This is a genomic window from Ureibacillus endophyticus (genome assembly GCF_003628435.1).
Lineage (GTDB): Bacteria > Bacillota > Bacilli > Bacillales_A > Planococcaceae > Ureibacillus > Ureibacillus endophyticus.
Map to the genome: position 1 here is coordinate 62,536 of NZ_RBZN01000004.1, position 13,158 is coordinate 75,693.

Here is a 13,158-nt window from a genome sequence, read left to right on the forward strand (position 1 = left end):
AATAAAAGAACTGCACTCAGCAGTTCTTATTCATTTATATAAATGTCCGTAATTTGATAATATCCTTCCCCATTGATAATCACTGTATAAATTTTATACCGATCATAGAATGTTTCTGCTCCAGTTGCATCATAAAAATTAAATTGTTCATTTGTGGAGACGAGTGCATAATTATCATACATTTCAATATTTGTAATGGTATTAGATAAGAAATCGAAGAAATATTCTTCTCCGCTTATATCATATAGATATTCTTCCAATTCTAAATATGCGGTGCTATTAGGAAGTAACATATCAGCAATCCAATAAAAATCTTTGTAATAAAGAGCTAATTCATAATAATCCCTAAATGCAAGGATGAAATTTGTTAACGATTCTTCATCAAAGGAATAAGAATACTCGTTCCAATATTCTTCGTTATAATCTTCTTCAGAAGAATCTTCTGAGTAGTAGTCCCAGTATTCTTCATATTCCTCATAATATTGCTCTTCTTCATTAGAGAAGTTGTAATCCGCATAAGCATCAAACAATGAAGCAACCGCTGTTTTACTCATTGGTTCACGAATCCATCCTTCAATTAACGGAGTAACTGTATATAACGGAATTGAAAAACCAAAGCTATTATTTGGGGTATAAAGCAATGAGTTAATGCCAATGACTTTTCCAGTTTTCCCATCTAATAATGGCCCACCACTACTACCTTCACTAATTTGAGCATCAATTTGATACAATCCTTCATAAACAAAATCCAATTGATAGTCGCGATTTGTTCCTGTTAAATAACCGATAGAAGCGGAGTTTTCTAACCCTTGAGGACTTCCAATAGCGATTACTTCTGTACCAATAGCTGTTTCTTCTTTTTCAATTTCGAAAGGTTGTGCATTGGCATATTCTTGGGAATGGAGTAGTGCTACATCGGTTCTGTCGGAAATACCAATGACGACAGCGGGGGATTCTTGACCTGCATGATTTCGCAAAATAACATCTGTAAAACCAGCTACAACATGGGCGTTAGTGACAATATAGCCGCCATCTTTATAAAGAAAGCCAGAACCTTGACTGTTACCGGTAATTACAGTGAAAACTTTTGGCATCGACTCTTTAATGATTTGTGTCTTTTCTTTCTTATCTTCATCAACAGGCGCTTCAATTGGCATTTGTGTAAGTTGTTCGATTTTTGGAGGTTCAGGTTCTTCAACAATTTGCTTTGTATTATTTTGGATGTTTTTGAATAATAAAATGATCACGATAAAAATGGAGATTACCGCAATAATTGAGGTACATATGCCAATAATTAGCCATTTGTTTTTAGGAGTTTTCTGATGAATATCATGCCCACAGGAAACGCAGAATATATCGTTTTCTTCAAGTTTGGTTCCACACTTTGAGCAATACATGTACAACCTCCTAACAGTTGGGTATTTGGTATTATATTCCTAATTCGTTTCTGCTATTCTCTCCTTGAATCAACAATATTAATATTGGATAATATTTTTTCCAATTAATATACTTTAATAGAATGGGAGTATAATAGAATTACTACACATACAAAGGGGAGAGGATTGTAATGGAGGCGTTATTAAATCGAGTTAAAGATACGAGAAATGTTCTACGGAAACATATTATTGAAAATATTTTAAATGAATTTGATGAACAATGTATGGGGCTTGATAATGAAAAAAGAAAAATGAAGTATTCGAAGATGATGGAAAGTCCGTTTCGTTTCTTTAGAGGTAGTGCCTATTTATATTATTATGATGCAACAAAGATTCCATTTTCTTTCCATACACATATTGATAAGCCAACTTGGATTCAAGGCGACTTGCATATGGAAAACTTCGGGGCATTCCAAAATGAAAATGGGGAAATTGTCTACGATGTAAATGATTTTGATGAAGGGTATATTGGTTCATATTTATATGATGTTTTAAGAATGGCAGTTAGTATTGCATTATATTGTGAAGCAAATGGATTGTCTGAGAAAGAACAGGAAGAGCGAATTGAAACATATTTAGAAGCCTACTATGCGCAATTAAAACGTTTCAAGAAGGGGAAGGACGACCCATATACATTAACATTTACAGTTGAAAATACAAAGGGGCCAGTTAAAAAGGTATTAAAAAAATTAGCTAAAAGACAAAAAGATCATTTGTTAAATGACATCACATATATTAGTGAAGATAATAAAAGGGTTTTTGACTGGTCTGAAGAAATTGAGCCAGTTGAAGTAGAAGAACGAACATTGTTAGAAAATTTAACAGAAAATTATTTTAATTCTCTTGACCATGACGATAAAAAGGACATCTCTCATTATACAATTAAAGATATAGCGCGGAAGCACGGTACAGGTACAGCATCAATAGGATTAGATCGATACTATATCTTAATTGAAGGCGAGAAAGAAGCGAATGGAGTGGATGACTTAGTTCTTGAAGTAAAAGAAGTGCGTTCGCCAATTCCAGCTTATTTCTTACCTTATCGTGAAAAGTTTTGGAATAAATATGAGCATCAGGGGAAACGGGTTGTTGCTACACAAAAAGCAATGCATCATCTTGAGGACCCATACTTAGGCTATTTAACAATTGATGGCAGGGAATTTTATGTTCGTGAACGATCTCCATATAAAAAGAAAGTAAAGCCTACACAACTTCTATCACCTGAAGCTTTTGATGCAACGATAACAATTATGGGGAAAGTAACCGCGAAAATTCATTCTCGTGCAGATGTGGATACGGAGGCTGAATTATTTAATCATGAAAGTGAAGAAGAGATTTTAAATGCGATTGGTGATGACTTTGGTGCGTTTAAAACTCAAATTTCATTAGCAGCACTTTCGTATAAAGAGCAAGTAAATCATGATTATGAATTATTTTGTGAATGGGTAAAGGAATCATTTTTCTAGATTTAATTTTAAAGTAAAAAGAGGTTGGTACAAAACTAAATAGACACCATTCCTACGTAAAAATGGTGTCTTTTTGATATGAAGGAAGTTGCTTTCCATTCCGTGTGGACGCTTTCCGCGGGCATGGCCTCAACTGATTTTTGCCGTCTATGGGCGGCAAAAATGGATTTTCGGCTCATGCGATTCCCGCAGGAAGCTTTGCATCTGACGCTATCGCTTTCGATGCAGAATATAATTTGCTCTGTAGCGAAAGGCGAATGCCGTCAGCTACACTCAGCCACACTCCATTCCAATCAACTTTTTCTATAGCAGATTTTCATCACTAATATTTCTAAATAAATTCGAAAAACCAATTTTTGTCCCAAACTCATTATTGCAATTAAGTTTTTATTTTAATACATCGTGATCAACGTAGCGTTCGCCGTTTAGTTCACTAATTACATTGATTGCCACTTTTGCGCCATCACCAGCAGTAATAATTGTATGTACGCTTACTCCAGCGCATGTACCAGCTGCCCAAATGCCTTCTACATTTGTTTTACCTGCTGCATCCACATCGAAAATTGTTTTAACACGAGGTTCTGTTCCCGGTTTTGTAGCAAGTCCAATGCTTTCTGCTAAATCCGTTAAGAAACCTGTTGCTAAAATGATATGTTTTGCTTCAAATTCGCCATTTTCAGTCGTAATTGTAAAACCTTCATCTGCTTTAACAATTGATGTAACTTTTGATTCAACAACTTCTGCACCGAATTTTCTTGCTTGGTTAAGTCCAGTTTCAACCAGATTAGGTCCAGTAATTTCTTCAACACCATAGTGGTTCCATAACATTGCACGTTTTGTAACACCTTGATTACTATCAATAACAACTGTTTTCTTACCTGCTTTTGCGGTGAAAATTGCAGCACTACCTCCAGCAGGTCCACCACCAATAATTGCAACTTCAAACATGAAAAATTCCTCCTTTTTCTTAATCTACTAAAATTTTAACAAAAAGATAGGTAAGTGACTAAACATATGATTCACCATTATCAGAAATTTGAAATATTATCGTAGGTTGATAAAATTTAAATAGAGGTGATATTAATGGGGAGTTTACTTTCTATTGATTGGGACTATTTTATTTCTACAAACTATGAAACTATTTATTCCTACGTAGAAAACAAAAAGTCTCTCCTTGATGCTTGGTATAAACGTTATTTCCAAGAAAAATCTAAAGGGAAAAATCTGCTAAATTATTTTCAATTATCAGGAGAAATAGAGGGGTTTTGGAAAAAAATACAACGAGTGTTTAAATTCGACCCTAATATTAAAGTTTTTGTGTCAGATTCTCATGCACTTTCTTACACCATTGCTAAGGAATGCGATTGTAAAGAAGTTTATCTTTTTGATGCTCATTCAGATCTTGGTTATGGGGGATTGTCCTCTTTAAATTTTAATGTTACCTGTGCTAATTGGTTGGGAAAACTTTTAAGTGAAAAAAATATTGAACGGGCAACGTTAATATACAGTCCATATACAAAAGAAAAACCGGATGATTTTTATCCAATGAACAAGGTATTTAATATAAACTATTTAAAATTTAATGATCTATGTGGTGATATTACTATCTCTGCCATCCATATCTGTAGGTCTGGAGCGTGGAGCCCACCATGGTATGATAAAAAGTTCGTTGGATTCATAAATGGTTTAGGCTTACCTTATAAAGTAATTGATTGTCCAATACGAAAATGGGATACGAAAAATATTACCTTTTCAGAACAGATACAATATTTAATGGTATAAAGCTTCCATCTTGAAACACACTAAAGAAAAGGAGTGTGTTATAAGATGAATAAAGATTGGGATTCTTTACCTAAAGAGAAAATTGCATTTGCGGATTTACCTTATACAGATAAACCCGATATGGTGAATTCAGAAAATCCTAGCCTTTTCGATATGCATGAAGATATGAAAACAGTCGATGCAATACCAGTTGAAGAGCTAAATAAACGTGTAAAAGCTGAAGATGATGAGCTTATTACAGAAGTATTCCGAAAAGAATCTCCTGATGAAAAGAAGCATAATTAATGAATATAGTACTGACAAATTTCTTAGTTTGTAAGTAATTTGTCAGTATTTTTTTATATACTTTTAACAAAAAATACCTAATCTTTACTTATAAGTTAATGTTATTAACACACTTTTATATTAAAATGGAATATTATATACATGTTTGCTTAGGAGGAATTCCCCATGTTTGGTAAAGGTAGAAGACTACAAAATTATGAATATTTTTCCCACACAAATCATTCAGACATTGACACAAATGAGCGATTTAAAGAGAAATTAGATTTTCTGACTCTTACAAAAATTCGCCGAGAGTCAGTTCGTTGTTTATCAGAAATTTATAATGAAAACCGTGAAGTCATTTTAGAAATGTTCTATAAAAAATTAATGGACATTCCAAAGTTTAGCAGTATTATTAATGGGCATTCTTCAGTTGAACGTTTAAAGGTTACGTTAAATCAACATTTTTTAAGCTTATTTGAAGATGACCTTTCCATTGAGTATGTATTTAAACGTAGAAAAATTGCTTATACCCATGCAAGGATAGGCGTTTTACCAAACTGGATGATTTCCGCATATGCCCTAATTAATCAATTATTTATTCCTCTTATAGTAAAAAAACTCATACGCGATGAAGTAAAAATGTTAGATGTTTTGCTAACGTACGATAGTTTAGTAACAATTGATATTCAAATCATTACGGAAACTTATATTGAAATACAAGGTGGATCTGTTGTAAATGGTCTAGGAAAAATAATTGAATATAATACACAACTTGACCAAATTAAAGAGCTTGTACAGTTCCAAGAAGTACAGCAACAAGATGTTTTATTAGCAAGTGATGCTATGCAAGAACTTGATGCAAGTATAGAGGAAATTGCGGCATCCGTCGGTGATATTGCAAGCCATACAAAACAGTCATTAGATGCTTTAAATAAAGATTTAGATTCATTGCAACATGTAACGTCCATCCTACAAAAGACGGATGAAGGTCAGCAAAAGGTACAACAAGATGTGAAACGTTTAGTAGACCGTGTAGATAGTGTTGCTAGATTAATGAGTTTAATACGAGAAATTGCAGATCAAACAAATTTATTAGCATTAAATGCATCGATTGAAGCAGCAAGAGCTGGAGAAGCAGGAAAAGGCTTTGCAGTAGTAGCAGAAGAAGTTCGAAAATTAGCAGATGATACAAAGCATTCTGTTCAATCAATTAATGATGACATTGAACAATTATTAAAAATTACAAATGATATTAATCATCAAATAAAGCAATCATCTCAAGAACTTCATGGAAGTGTAAATCATGCCTCCCATGTAACACAAACATTAACAGAGTTAAATAAATCATTACAAGTCCAAGGAGAACGTTTTGAAGAAATTGCTATAAGTGCAAAAGTACAAGCAGAATCGTCCTCAGCTGTTTCAGAACGAAACAAAAATATCGCTGAAAGTGCGCAGCAAAGTAAAGAAATTACCTTTGAAGTTGGTGCTGCAATCTATAAGTTAAGTAAAATGATAGATGATTATCGTACGACAACGATTTCGAAAAACTTCATTATTAGTCAAGAAGATATTATTGAAGTAGCCATTACGGATCATCTTTTATGGAGATGGAAAATTTACAATCTATTACTAGGCTTTGAGGAGATGTCCATTATCGATATAGGATCACCTGAAAAATCGAGATTAGGTGAATGGTATTATGGAAAAGGAAAAGAACTATTAGGGAACGAAAGAGTTTTCAAAGAATTAGAAGAACCTCATAAATTGGTTTACGACATTGCTAAAAAAGCTGTACAAGCCTATGAAAGTGGAAATAAGGAGCAAGCAGAGCAATATTTAACCGAAGTATCTCGAGTTTCAAAAAATGTTATTGATAAACTGAAACAACTACAACAATTGTTAATTGATAGAAAGCTTCAATATAGTTAATCCATAGTTTAAGAACTTGTTTAGAATTGCATTTCTAAGCAAGTTTTTTATTTTATATACATAAAATACTAATTGGTATTGGAATTTCCTTTTATTGATTGTAAGCGAATACATCGTTATAATAAGTGTAAAATTATCAGAAAATTCTATAATCTGTATTAGGGGGATTAGATGGTCAAACAATTTTTAACGAATGAACATCAAATGTTTCGAAAATCTCTTAGAAAAATGCTAGAGAAAGAAGCAATTCCCTACTTTAATGAATGGGAACAAAACAGAGGAATCCCTAGAGAGTTTTGGTTAAAGTTAGGTGAAAATGGTTTCTTATGTCCTCAAGTAGGAGAAAAATATGGTGGATTACAATTAGATTTTGGCTATTCCATGATTTTAGCCGAAGAGTTAGAAAGAGTTGGAGCTGGACTAGCGAGCGGTATCGTTTTGCATTCGGATATTGTTACACCATATATTGAAAGTTACGGAACAAAAGAACAAAAAGAAAAGTGGTTGCCTAAGAGCGTAAGTGGGGAGTTTATCTCTGCTATTGCGATGACTGAGCCAGGAGCAGGTTCAGACTTAGCGGGAATTCAAACAACTGCTCGGCGTGAAGGAGACTACTATATTTTAAATGGAGAAAAAACATTTATTACAAATGGTATCAATACTGATTATGTTGTGGTCGTTTGTAAAACAGATCCAAAAGCAACCCCAGCATATAAAGGAATTAGTTTAATTGTTGTAGAAGATGGTACACCAGGCTTTAAACGAGGAAAACTGCTAAAAAAAATCGGCATGCATTCTGCAGATACAGGCGAGCTAATATTTGAAGAGGCAAAAGTTCCGGCTAGTAATCTATTAGGTGAAGAAGGAAAAGGTTTTTACTACCTAATGGAAAAATTACAGCAAGAGCGGCTCATCGTTGCCATTGAAGTGCAAATTGAGGCAGAAGAAATGTTTCGTATAACGACTGACTATGTTAAAGAACGTAAAGCATTTAACAAGAGGATTTCAGATTTCCAAAATACACAATTTAAATTAGCAGAAATGGCGACAGAAATTGATATTGGCCGAACTTATGTGAACTCACTAGTAGAAAAGCATATTGCAGGGGAAAACATAGTAAAAGAAGTGTCCATGGCGAAATGGTGGATTAGTGAGATGGCAAAACGTGTAGCAGCAGAATGTCTTCAACTTCATGGAGGCTATGGTTATATGGAAGAATACGAGATTGCCAGACGCTATAGAGATATTCCTGTTGCAGCGATTTACGCAGGAACGACTGAGATTATGAAAGGAATTATTGCAAAAGAAATTCTAAAATAATGCTGAATTTCATAAAAACACATAGAGATTATGTTCACTAAATTATAGGGGGACGTTAAATGTTTATTACAAATGTGTTAAGACAACATGCAATGAGTAATCCAGATTCACCGGCAGTTCAATTTGAAGAGCAATGCTGGACCTACAGTGAGCTTTATAAAAATGCTCAAAAAATCGCAAGTTATTTATTACAACAAGGATATAAAGAGGGAGACATTGTTGCGCAGTTTATGGGGAATTCCCATTACTTCTTAGCCGTTTATTACGGTATACAACTAGCTGGGTTAACATGTATGCCTGTAAATACGAAACTAGCACCACCAGAAGTAGAATATATCTTCTCTCATTCAGAAGCGAAAGTATTATTTTACGATGAAAAAATTCAACAAACAATCGAAAACTCTAAACATCCATTTGAAGAAAAAATTAGTGTTGGACAAGTTAATGAAATTTTGAGTCGGAACGGGGAATATGTAAAACTTCCAACATTAAAAACAAATGATACAGCGGTGGTTATGTATACTTCCGGTACAACAGGAAAGCCAAAAGGAGTCATGTTAACACACCAAAATATTTTCGAGACGGCAGAAATTTGGTCGAGTTCAATGAAGATGAATCGAAATGATCGCATGTATATTTGTACACCATTATTCCATTGTGCAGGAAGTCACGTATTTGCAGTGCCGACGATGTATAAAGGGGGCGCGGTCATTATTGAAGAGGCGTTTTCACCAGATAGAACATTAAAAAATTTACTAGATACAAGGGCTACTATTTTCTTCGGTGTTCCGGCAATGTACACAATATTACTAAACAAACCAGAACTGAAAAACTACCAATTTGAACATTTAAGGTTATTCTGTTACGGAGCAGCACCGATGCCTTATGAGTTAGTGAAACAATTAAAGGATTCATTTCCTAACGTAAAAGTACAAAACTTATATGGCCAAACAGAAAATACACCTGCAGCTTCTTCGTTAACGGATGAACATGCTTTAACAAAAATTGGTTCTGTAGGGCGTCCATTAGAGCGAACAGAAATCAAATTAGTCGATGCTTTTGGTGAGGAAGTACCTATAGGAGAAGTGGGCGAAATTTGTGTGAAAGGTCCACAAGTGATGAAAGGTTATTTACGCAATCCTGAAGAAACAGCACGTACAGTGCAAAATGGCTGGTTATATTCCGGGGATCTTGGACGATTTGATGAGGAAGGATTTTTATATATCGTGGACCGTAAGAAAGATATGATTAACCGCGGTGGAGAAAATATCTATCCGGTTGAAGTGGAAGAAGTTCTGTACCAAATTCCACAAATATTAGAAGCAGCAGTCGTAGGGGTACCTCATGAAGTATATGGGGAAGTTCCAAAGGCATTTGTTGTCATTAAAAACGGGGAAGCCATTTCGGAAAAGGAAATCTTAGAGTACTGTCAAACTCAATTAGCAAAATATAAAGTCCCTCAAGAAGTAGAATTTATAGAGCAATTACCAAGAAATGCTTCAGGGAAAGTGTTAAAACACACGTTACGTTCTAATTTTGTAGAAAATCATTCATAAATAAAGGGGATTCGTCATGACAAATGTTTATATAGTAGATGGGGCAAGAACAGCTTTCACTTCTTTTGGAGGTTCATTTGCTAGCGTCGATGCAACTGAACTTGGGACAGTTACTGCAATCGAAGCGTTAAAACGTTCAAATGTAGAACCTGATCAAATCGATCACGTTATTTATGGTAATGTGATTCACACAGGCGTAAATGCGGCTTATTTAGCAAGACATATCGGATTAAAAGCTGGCATCCCACAAGATGTCCCTGCCCTTATTTTAAACCGTTTATGTGGATCAGGTCTTCAATCCATCGTTACAGCAGCTCAACAAATTTTGTTAGGTGAAGCAGATTTTGTTCTTGCAGGTGGTGCAGAGAATATGTCTCAATCGCCATTCGCTAATTTTGAACAAAGATTTAACGGACAAAAGCTTGGGAATCTCCAATTTGTTGACATGTTACAAGCAACACTTACAGATCAATATACTGGTTCAGGAATGGGCATGACGGCAGAGAGACTTGCAGAAATATATAATATTTCACGGGAAGAACAAGATGAATTTGCCGTACAATCTCACCAAAGGGCAGCACATGCAAGAGAAGCGGGCTACTTTAAGGAAGAAATTGTACCCGTTTACGTGAAAACGAGAAGAGGTGAAGTAGCGATTGAAGTAGATGAACATATTAAAGAAAACACATCAACAGAAATTTTATCGAAACTTCGACCAGCATTTAAAAAAGATGGAACGGTTACTGCTGGCAATGCATCAGGCATTAATGATGGGGCAGCATCAGTTGTTCTTGCGAGTGAGCGAGCTGTTCAAGAAAATAGCTTAAAACCAATTGCACGAATTATCTCTTGGGGTGTAGCGGGAGTTGACCCTACAATAATGGGTATTGGTCCAGTCCCTGCTATCAAACAAGCATTAGAACGAGCAAATTTAACCCTATCAGATATGGATTTAGTTGAAGTGAATGAAGCCTTTTCTGCACAATTTATCGCAGTGGAAAAAGAACTTGGCTTAAATCGTGAAATAACGAATGTAAATGGTGGAGCGATTGCACTTGGTCATCCTGTTGGAACAAGTGGGACGCGTATTGCGTTATCGACTTCCTATGAGCTAAAACGAAGAGGTGGCAAATATGCGGTGATTAGCCTTTGCATCGGCGGAGGTCAAGGAATAGCTATGGTGATCGAATCTTTATAATGTTGACGTAAAGCTGGCAACTTTAGCCGGCTTTTTTTCGTTCTAAAAATTAAAGATAGATAGAATCAATTGAATAGCTTGTAAAACAATAAAACTCTTTATTTTATGATGTTGCTCTGTACTTGTCTGAGCTGAAAAAATTTAGTAACGTATGCTTATTAACTTGTGAAAAAAATATGTTAAACTAATCCTTATATAAATACATTAAAGTGAGCTGAAACACAATGGAACAACCATTTTTACCAATATTATTAGGTTCAGATATGAACGCATATGGAATGGCACGAGCATTTTATGAAGCATATGGTTTAAAACCCCTCGTTTTAGGACGCTCGCATCTTACGGCTACACAAGATAGTCGAATTCTACATTTCCAAGAAATTAAAAATTTAAATCAGCAGGAAGTATTTGTCCCAGCCCTAGAAAAGGTAGCAAAACAATACCCTGATAAAAAATTATTGCTTCTCGCATGTGGTGATGATTATGCGAAGTTAATTATTAAAAATAAACCAGTATTACAACAATACTTTACAGTCCCATATATCGATGAATCGTTAATGGATCAAATTTTATTAAAAGAAAACTTTTATAAAATGTGTGAAAAATATAATTTCAAATATCCTGGTACGACGACTGTCACTGCGGATAATTACGAAGACTTCACACCGCCATTTGATTATCCAATCATCTTAAAGGCATCTAACTCAGTTGCTTATTGGGCATGTTCTTTCCCTGGGAAAAAGAAAGTTTTCGTTGCACATGATGAGGCAGAAAAGTCTGCTATTTTAAAAGCAATTTATGCATCGACTTATCAAGATACAATGATAGTTCAAGAATTTATCCCTGGTGATGATTCTTACATGCGTGTATTAAATGCGTACGTAGGAAAAGACGGGAAAGTTAAATTGATGTGTTTAGGTAACCCGATTTTAGAGGAACATTCTCCTGAGGGCATTGGAAGTTACGCGGCAATTATCACGACTCATGATGAAAAGTTATTGGATCAAGTTCGTTTCTTCTTAGAAGATATCGGCTATACAGGATTTGCAAACTTTGATATGAAATACGATGTCCGTGATGGTGAGTACAAGCTATTTGAAATTAATTTACGTAACGGCCGTTCAAGCTATTTCGTTACGGCAGCTGGCTATAACTTAATGAAATATGTTGCAGATGACCATATGTTAAATATCAAACAAGAATTAACATATGCGGACAATCGCCATCTATGGATGATCATCCCAAAAGGCGTATTATTCAAATATGCTTCTAACGAAAAAATGAAAATTGAAGCAAAAAGTTTAATTCGCCAAGGCAAATGGACAAACTCTTTATATTTCAAACAAGATATGAATTTAAAACGATGGGTAAAACTAACGTTAAATAATTTAAACTATTATCGAAAATATAAAAAATACTTTAATAAAAAAGGTTTGGAAGAATGAAAAAAACATTAGGAATTATTGGTGGTGTAGGTCCATTAGCAACTATGTTTATCGGTGAGATGATTGTTCGTCGTACACTTGCATCAAAGGACCAAGAACATGTTCATACTATCATCGATAATGACACAACAATCCCTGATCGAACGGAATACATTTTAGATAATACAAAGGAAGACCCTGTTCCATACTTAGTTCGAGATGCTATCAAACTTGCAAACGCTGGTGCTGACTTAATTTGCATTCCTTGTAATACTGCCCATACGTTTTATGAAGAGTTGCAATCAGGTTCTCCAGTTCCTGTGTTGCATATGATTCGAGAAACGGCAAAACGCGCGGCTATATTAGGTGCAAAACGTGTAGGAATACTCGCAACAGATGGGACGGTGACTTCGGGAGTATATCAACAAGCACTTATAGAAGAAAATATTGAACCAGTATTGCCTAATGCTGATACCCAAAAACAAATCATGTCCATCATATATGATTATGTAAAAGCAGGTAGGGACGTATCGCTAAAGGAATGGCAACCAATTGAAGAAGCGATGAGCGAACTCAATTGCGATAAATTAATCTTAGGCTGTACAGAACTATCAATCATTAATAAAGAGTTAAAATTAAGTAATCGTTACATCGATTCCCTCATTGTCCTTGCAGAAAGTGCGATTATGGCATGTGGTTATGAATTAAATAATCCAATTAGAGTTTAATGCCTGCCTATTTTTAGGCAGGTTTTTTTGGTGGGGAAGTTTCCTATGA

11 protein-coding genes are annotated in these 13,158 nt (G+C 34.9%); 9 read left to right on the forward strand and 2 right to left on the reverse strand.

The annotated features are described in order from the left end of the window. Nucleotides 1-26: 26 nt before the first annotated feature. Entirely contained in the window at nt 27-1,397 is a 1,371-nt protein-coding gene (locus D8M03_RS03140; RefSeq protein ID WP_121213216.1) for a trypsin-like peptidase domain-containing protein, read from the reverse strand. 170 nt (nt 1,398-1,567) lie between these two features. On the opposite strand from D8M03_RS03140, the gene D8M03_RS03145 reads away from it, so the two are divergent. Then, nucleotides 1,568-2,902 carry a DUF2252 domain-containing protein gene (locus D8M03_RS03145; RefSeq protein WP_121213217.1) on the forward strand — a complete coding sequence of 445 codons (1,335 nt, stop codon included), beginning with the start codon at nt 1,568-1,570 and terminating at the stop codon, nt 2,900-2,902. 387 nt (nt 2,903-3,289) lie between these two features. Here D8M03_RS03145 and D8M03_RS03150 read toward each other — a convergent pair whose 3' ends face one another. Then, entirely contained in the window at nt 3,290-3,850 is a 561-nt protein-coding gene (locus D8M03_RS03150; protein WP_121213218.1) for an FAD-dependent oxidoreductase, read from the reverse strand. Nucleotides 3,851-3,985: 135 nt separating this feature from the next. On the opposite strand from D8M03_RS03150, the gene D8M03_RS03155 reads away from it, so the two are divergent. From D8M03_RS03155 to cuyB, 8 genes are all read left to right on the forward strand, one after another. Beyond that, nucleotides 3,986-4,684: an arginase gene (locus tag D8M03_RS03155; protein ID WP_121213219.1), complete on the forward strand. Its 699-nt coding sequence runs from the start codon at nt 3,986-3,988 to the stop codon at nt 4,682-4,684. A gap of 45 nt (nt 4,685-4,729) precedes the next feature. Continuing rightward, nucleotides 4,730-4,969, forward strand: a complete 240-nt coding sequence (locus tag D8M03_RS03160; protein WP_121213220.1) for a hypothetical protein — start codon at nt 4,730-4,732, stop codon at nt 4,967-4,969. 165 nt (nt 4,970-5,134) lie between these two features. After that, on the forward strand, nt 5,135-6,883 hold the full coding sequence (locus tag D8M03_RS03165; protein WP_121213221.1) for a methyl-accepting chemotaxis protein: 1,749 nt from the start codon (nt 5,135-5,137) through the stop codon (nt 6,881-6,883). A gap of 171 nt (nt 6,884-7,054) precedes the next feature. Next, on the forward strand, nt 7,055-8,203 hold the full coding sequence (locus tag D8M03_RS03170) for an acyl-CoA dehydrogenase family protein (RefSeq protein ID WP_121213222.1): 1,149 nt from the start codon (nt 7,055-7,057) through the stop codon (nt 8,201-8,203). A 59-nt stretch (nt 8,204-8,262) separates the two neighbouring features. After that, a complete protein-coding gene (locus D8M03_RS03175; RefSeq protein WP_121213223.1) occupies nt 8,263-9,759 on the forward strand; it encodes a class I adenylate-forming enzyme family protein in 1,497 nt (498 codons plus the stop codon). A gap of 16 nt (nt 9,760-9,775) precedes the next feature. Next, complete coding sequence (locus D8M03_RS03180) at nt 9,776-10,957, forward strand: acetyl-CoA C-acetyltransferase (RefSeq protein WP_121213224.1); 1,182 nt, start codon at nt 9,776-9,778, stop codon at nt 10,955-10,957. Nucleotides 10,958-11,181: 224 nt separating this feature from the next. Continuing rightward, on the forward strand, nt 11,182-12,402 hold the full coding sequence (locus D8M03_RS03185; protein ID WP_121213225.1) for a carboxylate--amine ligase: 1,221 nt from the start codon (nt 11,182-11,184) through the stop codon (nt 12,400-12,402). Further along, on the forward strand, nt 12,399-13,109 hold the full coding sequence (gene cuyB, locus D8M03_RS03190; protein WP_121213226.1) for a cysteate racemase: 711 nt from the start codon (nt 12,399-12,401) through the stop codon (nt 13,107-13,109). Before D8M03_RS03185 ends, cuyB begins: the two co-directional genes overlap by 4 nt. Nucleotides 13,110-13,158: the final 49 nt, after the last annotated feature.